The sequence below is a fragment of the Streptomyces sp. NPDC048506 genome (assembly GCF_040651315.1).
GTDB lineage: Bacteria > Actinomycetota > Actinomycetes > Streptomycetales > Streptomycetaceae > Streptomyces.
Window position 1 is genome coordinate 26,234 of record NZ_JBEZIX010000024.1, and the last position, 17,664, is coordinate 43,897.

Below are 17,664 nucleotides of genomic sequence, written 5' to 3' on the forward strand. Positions count from 1 at the left end.
TGCCCTCCCCAGGGTGCCGGGAGGTGCGGCGATCGGGAACCCCGCTTACCGTGGTCACTGTCATCATGATCTGCAATGGGCGTGCGGACCGTGCCCGCGCGGGGCGCGGGCGGCACGCCGTGGCAGGAGGGGTCGTGTTCGATCCGACGCAGCTGCGCACCTTCCTCGCGGTGGCGCAGACCCTGAGCTTCACGCAGGCCGCCCAGCGGCTGGGGCTGCGGCAGTCGACCGTGAGCCAGCACGTACGGAAGCTGGAGGAGGCCGCCGGGCGGCGGCTGTTCGCGCGGGACACCCATGGCGTGGAGCTGACCGAGGACGGCGAGGCGATGCTCGGCTTCGCGCGCACCATCCTGGAGGCGAACGAGCGGGCCGCGAGCTTCTTCGGGGGCACCCGGCTGCGCGGCCGGCTCCGCTTCGGCGCCTCCGAGGACTTCGTGCTGACCCGGATGCCGGAGGTCCTGGAGGGGTTCCGCCGGGAGCACCCCGAGGTCGATCTGGAGCTGACCGTCGAGCTGTCGGGCACCCTGCACAAGCTGTTGGCGGCCGGGCGGCTCGATCTCGTCCTGGCCAAACGGCGGCCGGAGGAGTCCCGCGGCCGGCTGGTGTGGCGCGACCGGCTGGTGTGGGTGGGCACCGAGCGGCTGCGGCTGGATCCGGAGCGTCCGGTCCCGTTGGTGGTCTACCCGCCGCCGGCGGTGACCCGGGCCCGTGCGCTGGAGGCGCTGGAGCGACAGGGCCGTCAGTGGCGGATCGCCTGCACCAGCGGGAGCCTGAACGGTCTGATCGCGGCAACCCGGGCAGGTCTGGGCGTTATGGCACATGCAAGGGGCATGATTCCGCCAGGTCTGGTCCAACTCTCGTCGCGCGCCGGGCTGCCGGAGTTGGGCGGGGTGGACTTCGCCCTCCTCCACGGGGAGCGCAACCGCGCGGCGCGGGGCCCGGCGGAGGCGCTGGCCGACGCGATCCTGGCGGGCGGTGACCGACTACAGCTCACGTAGGGGGCACTCGCAGCGCGGAGCCGGTCCGGCGCCCGGCGCCCCTTCCGATGCCGGGTGCAGAGATTTGGTGCAGATATGGTCCCGGCAGCGTGATCGTACGGCGTAGAAGCGCCCGGATCATGTCCACGCTTCACCGATGTGACCCGATTTGACTCGTTGGCCAGTTCCCGTTGGAGCGCATTCGCGCCGTGGTAGCGCACTGCCGGATGTCGTCGCCGTGGGGTACGGTCGCGGCCTTGTGAGCAACACCACGAGGAGCTGGGTCATTGCGCGAGTTCACCGTCCCGCCTTTGGCGACCGCGCCCCGGGTCGGCGGGCTGGCGGACGCGGTCTACGACAACGCCGAAGCCGACCCCGATCACATCGCTCTCGCGCGTAAGGACGACGCCGGCAACTGGCAGGACGTCACCGCCGCGCAGTTCCGTGACGAGGTCCTCGCCCTGGCCAAGGGCCTGCTCGCGCAGGGCGTCCGGTTCGGCGACCGGATCGGCATCATGTCCCGCACGCGCTACGAGTGGACCCTGTTCGACTTCGCCCTCTGGTCGATCGGTGCGCAGTCCGTCCCCCTGTACCCGACCTCGTCGGCCGAGCAGGTCTTCTGGATGCTGCACAACGCGGACGTCTCGGCGTGCCTGGTCGAGCACGAGGACCATGCGATGACCGTCGGCTCGGTCATCGACCGGCTTCCGCAGCTGCGCAAGCTCTGGCAGCTGGACGCCGATCCGGTGGCCGAGCTGACCGCGGCCGGCGCGCACATCGACGACGACGTGGTGCACCGCCACCGGATGGCCGTCACCCCGGACGCCACCGCGACGATCATCTACACCTCGGGCACCACCGGCCGCCCCAAGGGCTGTGTGATCACCCACGCCAACTTCATGGCCGAGGCCGACAACATCGTCATGCGGTACGAGACGGTCTTCACCTCGAAGCCGGGCGACGAGGCGGCGACGCTGCTGTTCCTGCCGCTGGCCCACGTCTTCGGGCGGATGGTGCAGGTCGCCGCGGTCCGCGGCCGGGTCAAGCTGGGCCACCAGCCCGAGCTCGCGGCCCGTGCGCTGCTGCCCGACCTCCAGACCTTCCGGCCCACGTTCATCCTGGCGGTGCCGTACATCTTCGAGAAGGTCTTCGCCGCGTCCCGGCGCAGGGCGGAGGCGGAGGGCAAGGTCGGGCCGTTCGACAAGGCCGTGGATATCGCGGTCCGTTACGCCGAGGCGCAGGAGAACAAGGCGTTCGGCACCGGCTCCGGGCCCAGCGCCGCGCTGCGGATGCAGCACCAGGTCTTCGACAAGCTGGTCTACAGCAAGGTCCGCACGGCGATGGGCGGCCGGATGCGGTACGCCATGTCCGGCGGTTCCGCGATGGAGCGCCGGCTGGGGCTGTTCTTCGCCGGCGCCGGCGTGCGGATCTTCGAGGGCTACGGCCTGACCGAGAGCACCGCGGCCGCCACCGCCAACCCGCCCGAGCGGACCCGCTTCGGCACCGTCGGCACACCCATCCCCGGCACCACCGTGCACATCGCGGAGGACGGCGAGATCTGGCTCTACGGGGGCCAGGTCTTCCAGGGCTACCACAACGACCCCAAGGCGACCGACGCCGTGCTGCACGACGGCTGGTTCTCCACCGGTGACCTGGGCGCCCTCGACGAGGACGGCTATCTGACGATCACCGGCCGGAAGAAGGAGGTCCTGGTCACCTCCGGTGGCAAGACGGTCTCGCCGGTCGGGCTGGAGGAGCGGGTGCGGGCGCATCCGCTGGTCGCCCAGTGCATCGTCGTCGGCAACGACCGGCCGTTCATCGCCGCGCTGGTGACCCTGGACCCGGAGGCGGTCGCGCACTGGCTGGCCATGCGCGGCAAGCCGGAGATGCCGCCGTCGGACCTGGTGCGCGACCCCGACCTGGAGACCGAGATCCGGCGTGCGGTCGTCGCCGCCAACACCCTGGTCTCCCAGGCCGAGTCGATCCGCACGTTCCGGATACTGGCCAACCAGTTCACCGAGGAGCACGGGCTGCTCACACCGTCGCTGAAGCTCAAGCGCAAGGCGATCGAGGCGGCGTACTCGGTGGAGGTGGACGCGCTCTACCAGGGGTGAGGAGCGGGCCGGGCCTCCGCCGCCCGGTGTCGGCGCCGGCACCGACACCGACACACAGCGCCCTCCCCCGTGCGGCGGAGCCGGATCGCCCCGCGGTCCGACGTGCGCCGGTCCGCCGCCCGGAAGGCTGCGGGGCATGGACTCTCGTCGTCTCACCCTCCTCGGCCGGCTCGCGGTCCTCGCCTGCCTGCCGTACCTCGCCCTGAAGCTGCTGTGGGTGCTGGGCTTCGACATCGGTGTCGTCGACACCCACCGCGTCGACCGTGCCACCTGGGTCGCGGCCAACGCCTTCACCTTCGCGCTCGACGCCGTCGCGGCGGTGGTGGCCCACACCCTCACCCGCCCGGGCGGCCGGCGGACCCCGGCATGGCTGCTGCTGTTCCCGCTGTGGATGGCGTCCGGGCTGCTCGTCCCGCTGCTCACGGGCGTGGTGGGCGGCAGCCTCGCCGGACTGCTCACCGGCAGCCGCAACCCGATGGCCGCCGGCGACTTCCTCGCACCGTGGGTCTTCGGGGTCGTCTACGGCGGCTTCATCGTGGAGGCCATCGCCCTGCTGGGCGCCTTCGCGGTCTACGTCCACCAGCGCTGGGGCGGCCTGCTGCGCCGCCCGCTGCGTGAGCTGCCGAACACCGGCACCCGGGCGCTGCAACGCGTCTTCCTCGTACCGGCCGCACTGCTGCTCGCCGTGCTCGGCACCATCCACGTCCTGTGGGGTGCGGGCTCGACGCTGGGCACGGACCCTGCGCAGGCGACGGGTGCCCGGACGGTCATCAGCGCGGCGAACGACTGGTCCCAGGGGCTGCTGTCGCTGGTCGGCGCAGTGGGGCTGCTGCTCATGGTCCTCCCCGGTCTGCTGCCCCGGCTCCGGGTGCGGACGGCGCTCGCGGCAGCCTGGACGGGCGGCGCCGCGGTCTTCGCCTGCGGGGGCTGTCTGTGGCTGGGCCAGGCCATCTCCGACGGCCTCTCCTCCGGCGGCCTCTCCTCCGGCGTCCCCGCGGTCCCCGCCGGGCTGCCGGGTCTGGTCGGTGCGCTGGAGCTGTTCGCCGGGCTCACCGTGCTCTGCGCCGGTGCCTTCACCCTCGGCGAACTCGGCATCGACGTGCGTGGGAATGCACCACGACGGATGATCGTTGAACGAGCTGGAACACGAACGTCGACGTAAGGATCGAATCCCCCGTGAGCAAGGTTCCGTCCATCACGCTCAACAACGGCATCGCCATGCCCCAGCTCGGCTTCGGTGTCTGGCAGGTCCCCGACGACGAAGCGGCCACCGCGGTCGGCCACGCCCTGAACGCCGGCTACCGCAGCATCGACACCGCGGCGATCTACGGCAACGAGGAGGGCACCGGCAAGGCGCTCGCCGCCTCCGGCATCCCCCGCGAGGAGCTGTTCCTCACGACCAAGCTGTGGAACTCCGACCAGGGGTACGACGCCACGCTGCGCGCCTTCGACGCCTCCCTCGCCAAGCTCGGCCTGGAGTACGTCGACCTGTACCTGATCCACTGGCCGATCCCGGCCCGTGACACATACGTCGACACCTACAAGGCCTTCGAGAAGATCTACGCGGACGGCCGTGCCAAGGCGATCGGCGTCTCCAACTTCACGCCCGCCCACCTGGAGCGGCTGCTGGGCGAGACCTCCGTCGTGCCGACCGTCAACCAGATCGAGCTGCACCCGCAGTTCCAGCAGCCCGAGGCCCGCGCCTTCCACGCCTCGCACTCCATCGCCACCGAGGCCTGGTCGCCGCTCGGCCAGGGCAAGGGCCTCCTGGCGGACGCGACGATCGCCGGGCTCGCCGCCAAGCACGGCAAGACCCCCGCCCAGGTGGTGCTGCGCTGGCACATCCAGCTCGGCAACATCGTCATCCCCAAGTCCGTCACCCCCTCGCGGATCGCCGAGAACATCGACGTCTTCGACTTCGCGCTGGACGACGCGGACCTGGCCGCCCTCTCCGCACTGCACACCGACAAGCGGCTCGGCCCGGACCCGGACACCTTCGACATGGCCTGACCACCGCTGCGGCGCCGCCCGGTTCGTCCGGGCGGCGCCGTCGCCGGGCCGGCGCGGCCCGAGTGGCGGGCTCGGCGGACCGCAGGAAGTGTGGAGGGTGAGTGCGGAGCGATCCCCGCGGCGCGTCCGGGGACCGTACGACCCGCTGTGCTCCACCGAGGAGGTCACGATGCCCGAAGTCACCTCGCCCTATCAGCCCGGGACCCCCTGTTGGGTCGATCTCGCCGCCCCTGACCAGCAAGCCGCCATCGACTTCTACTCCGATGTCTTCGGCTGGACCGGGCAGATCGGGCCCGCCGAGACCGGCGGCTACGCGGTGTGCGAGCTGAACGGCAAACCGGTGGCCGGCATCATGGCCGCCATGGCGATGAACGGCCAGCCCCCGCCACCGACCGTGTGGACCACCTACCTGGCATCCGCCGACGCGGACGCCACGTCACAGGCGGTCACCGGCGCCGACGGCACGATCCTGATGCCCGCCATAGACGTGATGACGCTCGGCCGGATGTGCATCGCGGCAGACCCCACCGGAGCGGTGTTCGGCATCTGGCAGCCGGTGGACTTCCCGGGCGCCGGCATCGTCAACGAGCACGGCGCGCTGATCTGGAACGAGCTCAACACCACCGAGCCGACCGCCGCTTCCGCCTTCTACCAGGCCGCCTTCGGCATCGTGAGCGAGCCCGTGGAGGGCGCCGACAACTACTACGCGCTCAAGGTGAACGACCGTCCGGTGGGCGGTATGCAGCCGATGTCGGAGCAGATGCCGGCCGATACGCCGTCCCACTGGCTGCCGTACTTCTCGGTGGCGGACACCGACGCGACCGTGGCGAAGGTGACCGCGGGCGGCGGCGCGGCGCTCCAGGAGCCGTTCGACATGATGGCCGGTCGGATGGCCGTGGTGACCGACCCGCAGGGCGCGACCTTCGCCGTGATCAATCCCAAGCCGATGGACGCGGGCTGACCGCACGCCCGCCGGCCCCAGGACGCCCGCCGACAAAGACCCTACGGGGGGGGCGGCGGCGCCTGGTGCGGCGTCACGGACGAGGGCCGGCGCCGGTGACGGCCGGGCGCGACACCGGGGACCGGCCGGCCCGGCAACCCCAACTTCCCGTCCCCGACCAGGTGACCGTAGGGTCTTGGCCCGTGGCTACTCCGGGATGGATGCCGCCGACGGACACCGAGCGGCGGCTGTGCGAAGCGACGGCGCGAGGTGACGTCAACGGACAGATCGCGGCGATCGCCGGCGAGGACCTGTACCTGGCGGCGCCGCTGCCGGGTCAGGACCCGCTGCCGGTCTACGAGGATCCGGCGACCGGCGGCACCTGCATCCCGGTCCTGACGCGCGGCATGCTGCCGCCGTGGCAGCCGCAGCAGTTCTTCGACCGGACCTCGTTGGAGGAACTGGCGCAGGACTGGCCGAACGACAAGTGGCGGCTCGCGGTCAACCCCGGGACGCCGTGCGCCGCGTACCTGGCCGCGTTCCCCGCGCAGCGCGCCGCCTGGATGCAGATCCGCGCCCAGGTCGGCGTGCGGCCCGGCGGGTTGCTGGCCACCCACTTCGGCGGTCCGCTGCACGGCCCGGTGGCACAGGGGCTGGCCTGCGGCGCGCCGATCGCGGTGCACCACAGCGTGCCGTGGAACGAGCTCGGCACCGCCTTCCTGGACCACGCCGCGGACGCCGAGACGCTCCGTGAGCAGTGGTCGGTGACCGACCCGGTCAGCTGGCAGCAGCGCCTGGACCAGCTGCTCGGCGGGCAGTTCGTACCGGCCGACACGGAGGCGGCGCTGCGCGCGCGGCATGCGGCGGCCACGGATGCGGGCGCGGACCCGAAGCAGGCCGCCGGGGGCGCCCCGGAGGTTCCCGAGCTCGTCTCCCAGTACGAGGAGCGGCTCCGCACGGACGGGCTGCTGCCGGCCGACGGCCGGGTGGCTTCGCTGCTCGCGCTGGACCACGCACACGCCGTCGGCCTGGTCCGCTGGGGCCTGGGCGCCCGGCTGTGCGCGCCGCAGCAGGCCGAGCAGGCCGTCCAGCGGATCGGCGCACGGGCCCGGGAGGTCTACGGCTCGTGGGAGGAGTACGCCGCGGGCTATCTGCTGGGCCGGCTGCTGGCGTTCGACAGCGGGTGGTTCGGGCCGCAGTACGCGGCGGCCGTGCACCTCCACCGCGTCCTCACCCAGGACCCGTCCTCCCCGTGGCGGGTGCTGCCCTTCGTCTGACGGGCGGAGTGCGCCCGCGGCGATCGGCCACTCATCCGTGTGGGTGACGCGGCCGCCGGTACGGTCCCGTCACCGAGGGATGATGCACGACGTATCGACGGAGAGGACGGGGACGAGATGGGCGACAGCGGTACCCGCCGGGGGCCGGACCGGACGCTCCTGGACCGTACGACCGGCCCGGCCGGGCCGGGGGAACCGCCCGCGCGGCCGGCGTGGGCCCGGTATCGCACCGCGCTGCGCCGCACGCCACTGTCCGTGTGGCACGACGACGTGACGGACTGGGCCGCGAGCCTGACGTACTACTCGGTGCTGGCGCTGCTGCCGTCGCTGATCGTGACGGTGTCGCTTATCGGGCTCGCCGACCCGTCGGCGACCGAGCAGCTGATCAACCAGATCAGTGCGATCGCCCCGGCGGAGTCGGGCCCGACCGTGCACCGGGCGCTGGTGAGCATGTCCCACCAGCACACCGCCGCCTGGGTGGTGGTGGGCGGTGCCCTGGCCAGCGCGCTGTGGTCGTCGTGCAGCTACCTGGCGGTGTTCCGCCGGGCGCTGCACGCCATGCACCGGACGAAGGACGACCGGCCGCCGTGGCGGAAGGCACCGCGGATCCTGGTGACGGCGCTGCTGCTGATGGCGCTGCTGATCAGCAGTGCGGTGGCGCTGCTGGTGAGCGGGCCGATCGCGGCCTGGGCGGGTCGGGCGCTGGGGCTCGGTGACGCGGGCGAGGCCACCTGGAACCTGCTGAAGTGGCCGTTGCTCCTCCTGCTGGCCACGGTGCTGGCGATGGTGCTGTTCCGCTCCGGGCCGCCCAGCTCGCGCGGTGTGCGACGGGCGGTTCCCGGCGGGGTGCTCGCCGTCGTCATGTGGCTGGTGTCGTCCGCCGCCTTCGCCGGCTACGCCTCGTACGTCGGCACCTTCAACCGCCTGTACGGGTCGCTGGCGGGGCCGGTGGTCTTCCTGATCTGGCTCTGGTTCTCCCACCTGTCGCTGCTCTGCGGCGCCCAGTTCAACGCCGAACTGGCACGGGCCGGGCGGGTGGTGAAGCCGCGCGCCGGCGACTGAGGAGCCACCGCTCAGTGCGCGCCGTGCGCCGGGGCGATCTCCTCGATGCGGCGGGCCAGTTCGATGTCGAGGTGGGTGATCCGGCCGCCGACACTGTGGGTGTTGACCGCGACGGAGAGCCGGTTGTAGCCCAGCGTCAGATCGGCGTGGTGCCCCAGCTCCTCCTGGATCCGGGCGATGTGCATGACCATCACCGCAGCCGGCAGATGCCCGGCGAAGGCGTAGCTGCGCTGTAGCCGGTCGTCCGCCGCGGTCCAGCCGGGCAGCTCCGCGAGCCGCTCCTCGATCTCCTTCTCGCCGAGCGGTTCCACCTGGTCGCTCATGCCGTTCTCCTCCCGCCGGAGCCGTGCGCCGCGCCCGTCCGCCGCCACCGCCGAAACCGGCCTTCCGCGTCCCTGGGTACCTTTCGATTCGATCGTACGTCGTAACGGCCCATCGACTACCGTCGTCACCATGACGACTGCCGTGGTGGCCCCGCCGGAGACGCGTACGGGCGTGGGCGCGCTGTTGCGCACATGGCGCGACCGCCGCCGGATCAGCCAGTTGGAGCTGGCGCTGCGCGCCGACTCCTCCGCCCGACACATCAGCTTCATCGAGACCGGCCGCTCCCGGCCCAGCCAGGACATGGTGCTGCGGCTCGCCGAGCACCTGGACGTCCCGATGCGGGAACGCAACGCCCTGCTGATCGCGGCCGGCTACGCCCCCACTTTCCCCGAGACCCCGCTGGACGACCCGTCGATGGACGCCCTGCGCTCCGGTATGGAGCGGCTGCTGACCGGCTACGAGCCGTTTCCCGCGCTGGTGGTGGACGGGGTGTACAACGTCCAGGCCGCGAACCGCGGCATCAGCATGCTGCTGGAGGGCATCGCCCCGTCCCTCCTCCGGCCGCCCCTGAACGCCATGCGGATCACCATGCACCCGGACGGCCTGGCACCGCGCATCCGCAACTACCGGGAGTGGCGCTCCCACCTGATGCACCAGATGGAACGCCAGCTGGCCCTGGCCCGGTCGGCACCGCTCCGCGCCCTCTACGACGAGGTGACCGGCTACCCCCTGCCACCGGGCGGCCGGGAGCGGGCCTCCGTCGCCGGCCACGCCCCCTTCGCGCTCCCGATGGTGATCGAACACGACGGCACGGTGTTGTCGTTCATCTCGACCATCGCCACCTTCAACACCCCCATGGACGTGACCGTCTCCGAGTTGGCGGTGGAGACCTTCCTCCCCGCCGACCCGGAAACGGTCGCCTACCTACGGAAGCCGGCCCCGTAAGGGAAGGCGCTCACTGCCCGGGCACCCGGTCCAGGAACCCCAGCACGGACCGGATCCGCCCGTCCTCCCCCAGCCGCACCACGTCGGACCCGGCCACCGGTGCGGACCCGTCCGCCTCGTTCACCAGCTCCCAGCCGAAACGGACGATGTCGTGGTGCCCGTCGACGTCCCCCAGAGGCCGGAACACAAACCCGGGGAACTGCGTGTGCACCCCGGCGATCGCCGCCGCCAGCCCCTCGTGCCCGGCCACGTCGACCAGCGGGTCGGTGTACCTGGCCTGCTCGTCGAACGCCGCCGCGACGGCCTTGCCGAGCGCCTCCTCCTCGGTCGCGTTCCACGCCTCGAAGTACCGCTCCACCGCCACCGTGTACTGCTCCTGCTGCTCCGTCATGACCCCTCCTCGTACTGCCTCTTCCGGCAACCAGAATTCACACCCGGCCCACGGGCCGGAGTGCGCCGGCCCGTGAACCGATGCCCTTAGCCTGCCGGGCGACGGGGTGGGGGTCGATTACGTGAGAGGTAATGGCGGCCCCCGGTCACACCGCCGGGTCCCCTCAGGGCGCGGCCGGCCCGGTGTCCCCGTGGCGGAGTGGTTGCCACCAGTCGGGGTTGGCGCGGTACCAGGCGACGGTGTGCAGCAGGCCGGTGGGGAACGGCACTTGGGGGGCGTAGCCGAGCGTGCGAAGCTTGTGGTCGTCGAGGGCGTAGCGGTGGTCGTGGCCGGGGCGGTCGGGAACGTGGCGGATGCGGTCGGGACCGGCTCCGCAGGCGTCCAGCAGCAGTTCGGTCAGCCGGCGGTTGGTGAGTTCCTCGCCGCCCGCGATGTGGTAGATCTCGCCGGGGCGGCCCCGTTCCAGGACGAGGTGGATGCCCCGGCAGTGGTCGTCGACGTGCAGCCAGTCGCGGACGTTGCGGCCGTCGCCGTAGAGCGGGACCGTGCCGCCGGAGAGCAGGTTGGTCACGAACAGCGGGATGACCTTCTCGGGGTACTGGTACGGCCCGTAGTTGTTGCTACAGCGGGTGATGCTCACGTCCAGCCCGTGGGTGCGGGCGTAGGAGCGGACGAGCAGGTCGGCGCTCGCCTTGGTGGCGGCGTAGGGCGAGTTGGGCAACAGCGGGCTCTCCTCGGTCCATGAGCCGGTGTCGATGGACCCGTACACCTCGTCGGTCGAGACATGGACGAGGCGCGGCACCGCGGCGCGGCGCACCGCCTCCAGCAGGGTGTGGGTGCCGAGCACATTGGTGCGGACGAAGGCGTCGGGGCCGCTGAGGGAGCGGTCGACATGGGTCTCGGCGGCGAAGTTGACCACCGCGTCGTGGCCGGGCAGCAGGTCGGCGAGGAGGGGACCGTCGCAGATGTCGCCGTGCACGAAGGTGAGGCCGGGGTGGTCACGGACCGGTGCCAGGTTCGCCGGGTTGCCGGCGTAGGTGAGCTTGTCGAGCACGGTGACCCGGACGTCGGTGGCGGCGGGGTAGGCGCCGGTGAGCAGGCTGCGCACGTAGTGGGATCCGATGAATCCGGCGGCACCGGTGACCAGCAGGCGCATGGGAATCCGCTCCGTCCTCTCCGTCGGGGTGGCTGGTTTCGGTCAGTGGGGCCAAGGCTTTCACCTCGGGTGGGGCGGAGGCCGACCCGGCCCTCGGTTCCCGGTGTCCGTGGGGCCGCCACCTGTCGTGGTGGAGCCAGCCCCACCGTCGTCCACCGGCGGCCCCCCGTCCGGCCATGGGGGCGTACCGGCTGTCGTGGGCGGGGCCGGGTCGGAAGACTCGGTGGTATGACGACGCGTGCGAGGTACCGGCCCGGTCCTGCTGCGGTGCGGCTCTCACTGCTGGGTGCGGCGTACGCCGGGGGCTGGGCGGGGTTCTTCGTGCTGGGTGACAGCTGGTGGCAGCCGGCGGTGGCCGGGTTCCTGGCATGGGTGTACGGGCAGGCCGCGCTGGTCGCCCGGGACGTGCCGCACCGGAGGGCGGCAGGTCGGCGGTGGCCGGGCGGGACGGTCGGCCGGCTGTGCGGCAACCTCGGGGTGGGGGTGTCGTACGGCTGGTGGCGGGAGCAGCGGCTCGGGGACCGGGCCGGTCGCCGCCGGGTGGAGCCGGCCGCGGGGCCGTCCCGGCCGTTCGCCGGGCGCCCGCGGGGGCGGCTGTTCCTTCCGCTGCTCGCGCTGGAGGGCGTCCGGCTGCGGTTGGCGGGGATCCGGGCGCTCCGCTCCCCCACCCTGCAACGCTGGGGGACGGAGGCGGTGCTGTTGCTGGCGCACCTCACGCTGTATCTGTGCGCCCTGTTCCTGGTGCTGTCACCCGGGAAGGCGCTGGCGTTCCTCCTCGTCCACCAGGGCGGATTCGGCGTGTACGTGGCCGGTGCGGGCCTCGGCGGCCGGCGGGACGGCCCGTGCGGTGCGCCGCGCCGCCATCCAGGCGTAGACGAGGATGCCGGCGAAGAGGAACAGCACGCCCTGGTAGATCGCGGCGTAGCCGGCGCCGGCGACGAGCCAGAAGGTGAAGCCGAAGGCGACGAGGGCGAGGGTCAGATCGCGGGCGAAGCGGGCCGGGCGGACCTCGTCGCGGCGACCGGTGAGCAGGAAGTAGACCTGGGCGCCGGCGGCGAGGAGGTAGGGCACGGTCGCCGAGAACGTGGTGATCAGGACGAGGACCTCGAAGACGCCGCCGGTGCCGAGGAGGTAGTTGACGACGGTCAGGGCGCTGGCGAGGACGCCGGCCGCCAGCACCCCGAAGGTCGGCACCCCGCGCCGCTTGGTCAGGAACGCCGCGGGGAACAGGCCGTCCTTGGCGGCGGCGTACGGTGACTGGGCGCTCATCAGGGTCCAGCCGTTGAGCGCGCCGACGATCGAGACCACGGCCGCGCCGGCGACCAGCGTGCCGCCCCAGTGGCCGCCGAACATCGCGTCGACGGCGTCGGAGAACGGCGCCTTGGAAGCGACCAGCTTGTCGTGCGCGACGGTGCCGAAGACCGCCAGGGTGCCCAGGAGGTAGACCACGGCGGCGCCGACGGTGCCGAGGACGGTGGCCCGGCCGACGTTGCGCTCCGGGTCGCGGACCTCGCCGGCGCTCATCGCGGCCGACTCCACGCCCACGTAGGAGTAGAGCAGGATCGCGGCGGCCGCGGACAGTCCGCCGACGGCGCTGCCGTTGCCGGTGTGGAACGAGCCGAGGTTGTGCGGGTCGAAGAAGAACAGGCCCACCACGGCGATGAACAGCAGCGGGATGAACTTCAGGACGGTGGAGACCAGTTGGACGGCGCCCACGTAGCGGGTGCCGGCGAAGTTGGCGAGGGCCGGCAGCCAGAGCGTGCCGAGGGCCACCACGAGGTCCGTCCCTGCCGAGGCGTGGCCGGGGAGGAGGACGTGCACATAGCCGACGGCGGCGACCGCGAGGGCCGCGTTGCTGACCCAGGTCATGGTCCAGTACGACCAGGCGGAGAGGAAGCCGGCGAAGTCGCCGAACGCCTCGCGCGCGTAGACGTAGGGGCCGCCGGTGTCGGGGTGGCGTTCGGCGAGCCGGCCGAAGACCAGGGCGAGGGCGACCGCACCGACGGTCAGCACGCCGAAGGCGAGCAGGCTGACGGTGCCGAAGGGGGCGACGGAGGCCGGTAGGAGAAAGATGCCGCCGCCGATGATGTTGCCCATCACCAGGCAGGTGGCGGTCCCTAGACCGAAGCGGCGGGTGTGCCGGTCGTTCATGGCGTGGTGGGCCTCTCGTCGTGCGCTGTGCACCCGGGGTTACCGAGCCCGCCCATCGTCCGTGATCGGCAGCCCCCGCCAAAATCAGTGGGATTTGTCCGGTGGGGCATGGTCCGACGGTGAAAAACCTTCGGGCCGGGCGGCCTTGGACCGGAGTTCGTCCGTGGTCGCTCCGGACGGGCCGTGGGCCGGCGGGCGGCCGCCCGCCTCCCGCAGCCAGCGCCGGAGGACCCGGTGCACCTGTTCCGCGCCGGCCAGCGGGGCACCGTCCGGGGCCGGCGGGGTCAGCTCGGTGGGCCAGAGCAGGAAGGGGTGGCTCTGGGTGCCGCCCAGCCCGCAGTGCGAGCCGATCTGTTCCTCGAAGGCGTGCACCGCGCCGGTCGCCGGGCCGTAGGCGGAGTTGATCATGCAGAGGTGATCACGAGGTCGGCGACGGTCCGGAAGCCGTCGGTGCGGCGCACCGCCGCCGCGCCGTCACCGAAGGGGGCCAACGGGTCGCTGCCGACGATCCGGCCGGTGGCCAGGTGGTGCTCGGCACCGTCCGGGCCGAGCACCACCTGGCCGAGCGCGGCGGAGCGGACGAGCAGGAAGCCGATGGCTGGGTGGTTGGCGAGGGTGCCGAGCAGGGCTGGGTGCCGGCGGTCCAGCTCATCGCGGGTGAGCCGGCCGGGCACGTCGGGGAAGGACACCGGGCCGAGGTTCCCGGAGGCCAGCACGATCGGGTGGGACGGCTGGGAGGCCGGGTCGGGGCCCTGCGGGGAGCCGTGGGTCCGCGGTTCCTCCGGCCGGTGCAGGGCCGCGCGGGCCGGGCTCGGCGTACCGGCGCCGGTCGGTGTCGGCGGGCTGTCGGCGAAGGAGCGCTCGGTCTGTTCGGCCATCGCGGGGCTCCCATCGGTCGACGGGACCGGGGCGGGTTCGGGGCGGCGCGGGGCAGGGAGCCGGCAGCGCCCGCGAGGGCCGGTGGTTCAGCCGTCCACGGGTGCCGTGAGCTCGGAGAGCACGCGCGACAGGGCGGTCAACACCTCGGTGATGTGCGGGAGTTCGAGGGGGTCCGAGGCGTCGAGGACGCGCTGCCGCAGCTCCTGTCCGGTGCCCAGCAGCGCCTCCGCGCCGAGGCGCACCCGCAGGGCTCCCGGGTCGTCGCCGAAGCGGTGTCCACCGCGCGCCGCCCAGGGCGCCAACCGCCGTTCCAGCGCAGTGGATTCGACGATGCCGTGGGCGGCCAGCGGCCGCCGCAGCGGTTCGAGGTCGGCGTAGACGTGGCTGCCGGCGCGCGGCGGGCGGCAGAGGCCGCCGGCCTCGGTGACGGTGTGGTGGAGCGCCGCGGCGAGCGCGCCGTAGACCCGGGCGACGGCGGCGGTCCTGGCGCGCACGGTGTCGGGCTCGCCGAGCGCATGCGTGACGGCGCAGGCGATCGGCCCCGGCAGCGGCACCCCGAGGCCGACGAGCGCGTCCAGTGCCGCGGTCCGCAGGACGGCGCCCCGGTCGGTGCCGGGGAAGCGGGCGAGCGCGGCGGGCCAGGAGGCGGGGGTGAGCGAGGCCCGCAGGTCGGTGAGGACCACGACCGCTTCGGGCAGTATCTCGACGGGACTGAGCACGACGGTGTCGTGCGGATCGTGCAGCAGGTCGCGGCGCGTCTCGTCGCTGAGCACCCACAGCCCCTCCTCGGCCGCCGCCTCGCAGACCTCGTGCAGCTGTTCGGGAGCCGGGCAGGTGCCGGTCGGGTCGTCGGCGACGGACAGCACCAGCACCCGCGGGCTGTCGCCGTGCATCCGGGCCCGGCGGACGGTCTCCAGCAGCGCGAACGGATCCGGCAGCCCGCCCGATTCCGCCGGTACGGGTGCGTAGTGCACCGGCCGCCCGAGCAGTCTGGCCGGTGGCGCGTACGACGCGGAGCAGGGCCGTGGCAGCACCACCGCGCCGTCCGCGACGGCGTACAGCGCGAGCAGCAGCGCGGTCACCCCGGGTGCGGCGAGGACCTGCTCGGGGGCGGTCTCCAGGCCACGGCGCGCCCAGTACCCGCAGGCCGCGGTGCGCAGCGCGGCGGCGCCGCCCAGCGGTTCGGCCTCGGTGCGGCCGGCCGCCGCCGAGAGGTGTGCGGCGAGGTCCGGGAGGACCGGCAGGCCCACCGGCGGATCCGGCCGTGGATCCGGGGCGGTCCGCTGCATCCGTACCTCCACTGCACGACGGTGGGTCGATCGTGGGCCCAGCACAGGACGGCGGCCCCGACCACCTTGGCAGATCCCGGGGTGGGCCCCGGGGGCGACACGTCAGCGGGCGTCAAAGACGGGCGCTCAATGGCCCGAGCGCGCCATCGCCTCGTAGTGGTGCACGGTCACCACCTCGCCGGCGCCCCACTCCTGCCGCTCGGTGACGCGGCGCCGCCAGCCCCGCCGCTCGTAGAGGGCGATGGCGGCGGTGTCGGTGGTCTTCACCGCAAGGACGGGGGTGAGCCCGCGGGCGGCGGCCGCCTCCTCGACGGCGTGCAGCAGCCGGCCGCCGAGACCGGCGCCGCGTGCGGCAGGCGCGACGTAGAGGCGGCTGGCCTCGCGTCCGCAGAGCGCCGCATGGCCGACGACCCGGCCGTCCGCCTCGGCGACCCATGCGGCGGTCAGTCCGTCGGGGGTCAGCCAGCGTGCCGGGTCGTCCGGCCAGTGGTACGGATAGCCGCTGTGGGCGTGCACCTGGGACAGGGCTGCCACACAGGCGTCGAGGTCGGTGTCCCGTCGTCTCCTGATCACCAGGGGAGGAAAGCACGGATCCGCGCCCGCGGGGTACAAGGAGGCCCATGCGATCGCTACTGACCAACCTGGACCGGCGGATCTTCCACGTGGTGGCCACCCGCGAGTGGCCGGGCGCGCAGCGGGTGCTGCCCCGGCTGACCCGCAGCGCCGATCACGGGCTGCTGTGGCTGGGCCTCGCGGCCGGCGCGGCCGCACTGGGCGGACGACCGGTCCGTCGGGCCGCGCTGCGCGGCGTGGCCTCGTTGGCCGTGGCGTCGGCGACGGTGAACACGTTGGGCAAGCGCTCGGTGCGCCGTCGGCGCCCGCTGCTGGATGCGGTGCCCGTGGTGCGGCAGCTGACCCACCAGCCGTTCACCTCCTCCTTCCCGTCCGGGCACGCGGCCTCGGCGGTGGCGTTCGCGACCGGGGTCGCCTTCGAGAACAAGTGGTGGGGTCTGGCGCTGGCACCGGTCGCCGCCTCGGTGGCGTTCTCCCGCGTCTATACGGGGGTGCACTATCCGGGTGATGTGCTGGCGGGTGCCGCGTTGGGGGCGGGCGCGGCGTTCGCGGTGCGGGGGTTCGCGCCGACCCGTGCCCTGATGGCGCCGCCGGCCCGGCCGCGCGCGCAGGCGCCGGCCCTGCCCGGCGGCCGGGGGCTGGTGGTGGTGGCGAACCAGGGCTCGGGGCAGCGCGGCGGCGCCCGCCAGGACCGGACCGCGGAGGTGCACGGGGTACTGCCGCACGCGGAGGTGCTGGAGTGCGGCGGGCCGGACGGGCGGCGGCTGGACGAGGCGCTCGACGAGGCGGCCGAACGGGCCCGGGGGCTGGGCGGTGCGCTGGGGGTGCTCGGCGGGGACGGCACGGTCAGTGCGGCGGCGGTGGTCGCGGTGCGGCACGGGCTGCCGCTGGCGGTGCTGCCCGGCGGCACCCTGAACCACTTCGCGTACGACCTGGGCATCGAGACGAGTGCGGCGGCGGCGCGGGCCGTGGAGAGCGGTGAGGCCGTCGCGGTGGACCTGGCGCGCTTCCGCGGCGATCCGCGGCTGGCGGGGCGGCGCTTCCTCAACACGTTCTCGGTGGGCGTCTATCCGGAGCTGGTGCGGATCCGGGAGCGGTGGGCACACCGGATCGGCGCCTGGCCGGCCGGGGTGCTCGCGGCGTGGGAGGTGCTGCGCACCGCGGAGCCGCTGAGCGTACGGATCAACGGCGAGCCGCGCTCGGTGTGGCTGCTGTTCGTCGGCAACTGCCAGTACCGGGGGCTGGGGTTGGCGCCGGTGCGGCGGCACGACCTGGCGGACGGGGTGCTCGACGTCCGGGTGGTGCACGGCGGTCGGCTGGCGCGTACCCGGCTGCTCGCGGCGGCACTGACCGGTACCCCGCGCAGCACTCCGGTGCTCGGCGAGGCGCGGCTGTCGCGACTGCGGATCGGCGGGCTGCCGGAGGGGGCGACGGTCGCCTACGACGGTGAAGTGGCGTCCTGCTCGGGCGAGTTGACGGTGGAGAAGGAGCGCGAGGCGCTGACGGTGTATCGGCTTCTGCCCGACCAGTGACGCCGGCGGCGACCCCCCTTCTCGACCACATCATGAGACGCCAC

The 17,664-nt window shown here is 73.2% G+C and carries 15 protein-coding genes and 1 pseudogene; 9 read left to right on the forward strand and 7 right to left on the reverse strand.

Annotation, left to right across the window (positions count from 1 at the left end; genetic code table 11):
* The first annotated feature begins 134 nt into the window (after positions 1–134).
* The 7 genes from AB0C96_RS20530 (at position 135) to AB0C96_RS20560 (ending at position 8,380) form a co-directional block, all read left to right on the forward strand.
* Positions 135–998 (forward strand): LysR substrate-binding domain-containing protein, encoded by an 864-nt coding sequence (locus AB0C96_RS20530; protein ID WP_362919096.1) that lies wholly within the window; start codon positions 135–137, stop codon positions 996–998.
* A 266-nt stretch (positions 999–1,264) separates the two neighbouring features.
* On the forward strand, positions 1,265–3,091 hold the full coding sequence (locus tag AB0C96_RS20535; protein WP_362919097.1) for a long-chain fatty acid--CoA ligase: 1,827 nt from the start codon (positions 1,265–1,267) through the stop codon (positions 3,089–3,091).
* Between the two features lie 136 nt (positions 3,092–3,227).
* Positions 3,228–4,253, forward strand: a complete 1,026-nt coding sequence (locus AB0C96_RS20540; protein WP_362919098.1) for a hypothetical protein — start codon at positions 3,228–3,230, stop codon at positions 4,251–4,253.
* Between the two features lie 14 nt (positions 4,254–4,267).
* Positions 4,268–5,101, forward strand: a complete 834-nt coding sequence (locus AB0C96_RS20545) for an aldo/keto reductase (protein ID WP_362919099.1) — start codon at positions 4,268–4,270, stop codon at positions 5,099–5,101.
* A 169-nt stretch (positions 5,102–5,270) separates the two neighbouring features.
* Positions 5,271–6,062 carry a VOC family protein gene (locus tag AB0C96_RS20550; protein WP_362919100.1) on the forward strand — a complete coding sequence of 264 codons (792 nt, stop codon included), beginning with the start codon at positions 5,271–5,273 and terminating at the stop codon, positions 6,060–6,062.
* Positions 6,063–6,244: 182 nt separating this feature from the next.
* A complete protein-coding gene (locus tag AB0C96_RS20555; protein ID WP_362919101.1) occupies positions 6,245–7,318 on the forward strand; it encodes a DUF1266 domain-containing protein in 1,074 nt (357 codons plus the stop codon).
* Positions 7,319–7,435: 117 nt separating this feature from the next.
* Positions 7,436–8,380, forward strand: coding sequence for a YihY/virulence factor BrkB family protein (locus tag AB0C96_RS20560; protein WP_362919102.1), 945 nt, complete (start codon positions 7,436–7,438; stop codon positions 8,378–8,380).
* 11 nt (positions 8,381–8,391) lie between these two features.
* On the opposite strand, the gene AB0C96_RS20565 is transcribed toward AB0C96_RS20560, so the two are convergent.
* On the reverse strand, positions 8,392–8,703 hold the full coding sequence (locus AB0C96_RS20565) for a 4a-hydroxytetrahydrobiopterin dehydratase (RefSeq protein ID WP_362919103.1): 312 nt from the start codon (positions 8,701–8,703) through the stop codon (positions 8,392–8,394).
* Positions 8,704–8,833: 130 nt separating this feature from the next.
* On the opposite strand from AB0C96_RS20565, the gene AB0C96_RS20570 reads away from it, so the two are divergent.
* Positions 8,834–9,649: a helix-turn-helix transcriptional regulator gene (locus AB0C96_RS20570; protein WP_362919104.1), complete on the forward strand. Its 816-nt coding sequence runs from the start codon at positions 8,834–8,836 to the stop codon at positions 9,647–9,649.
* A gap of 10 nt (positions 9,650–9,659) precedes the next feature.
* Here the strand turns inward: AB0C96_RS20570 and AB0C96_RS20575 are convergent, their stop codons facing one another.
* The 6 genes and pseudogenes from AB0C96_RS20575 to AB0C96_RS20600 all read right to left on the reverse strand — a co-directional run bounded on the left by AB0C96_RS20575 (position 9,660) and on the right by AB0C96_RS20600 (position 16,088).
* The gene (locus tag AB0C96_RS20575; protein WP_362919105.1) at positions 9,660–10,040 is read right to left on the reverse strand and encodes a nuclear transport factor 2 family protein; all 381 of its coding nucleotides are present in this window, start codon (positions 10,038–10,040) and stop codon (positions 9,660–9,662) included.
* A 163-nt stretch (positions 10,041–10,203) separates the two neighbouring features.
* Complete coding sequence (gene rfbB, locus AB0C96_RS20580; protein WP_362919106.1) at positions 10,204–11,196, reverse strand: dTDP-glucose 4,6-dehydratase; 993 nt, start codon at positions 11,194–11,196, stop codon at positions 10,204–10,206.
* 747 nt (positions 11,197–11,943) lie between these two features.
* Positions 11,944–13,347, reverse strand: coding sequence for an amino acid permease (locus AB0C96_RS20585; protein WP_362919107.1), 1,404 nt, complete (start codon positions 13,345–13,347; stop codon positions 11,944–11,946).
* Between the two features lie 84 nt (positions 13,348–13,431).
* A pseudogene (locus AB0C96_RS20590) lies at positions 13,432–14,075 on the reverse strand (hypothetical protein); the annotation flags it as partial.
* Positions 14,076–14,312: 237 nt separating this feature from the next.
* Positions 14,313–15,515, reverse strand: coding sequence for an aminotransferase class I/II-fold pyridoxal phosphate-dependent enzyme (locus AB0C96_RS20595; RefSeq protein WP_362919108.1), 1,203 nt, complete (start codon positions 15,513–15,515; stop codon positions 14,313–14,315).
* Between the two features lie 126 nt (positions 15,516–15,641).
* Positions 15,642–16,088 (reverse strand): GNAT family N-acetyltransferase, encoded by a 447-nt coding sequence (locus AB0C96_RS20600; RefSeq protein WP_362919109.1) that lies wholly within the window; start codon positions 16,086–16,088, stop codon positions 15,642–15,644.
* 47 nt (positions 16,089–16,135) lie between these two features.
* On the opposite strand from AB0C96_RS20600, the gene AB0C96_RS20605 reads away from it, so the two are divergent.
* Complete coding sequence (locus tag AB0C96_RS20605) at positions 16,136–17,620, forward strand: phosphatase PAP2 family protein (RefSeq protein WP_362919110.1); 1,485 nt, start codon at positions 16,136–16,138, stop codon at positions 17,618–17,620.
* Positions 17,621–17,664: the final 44 nt, after the last annotated feature.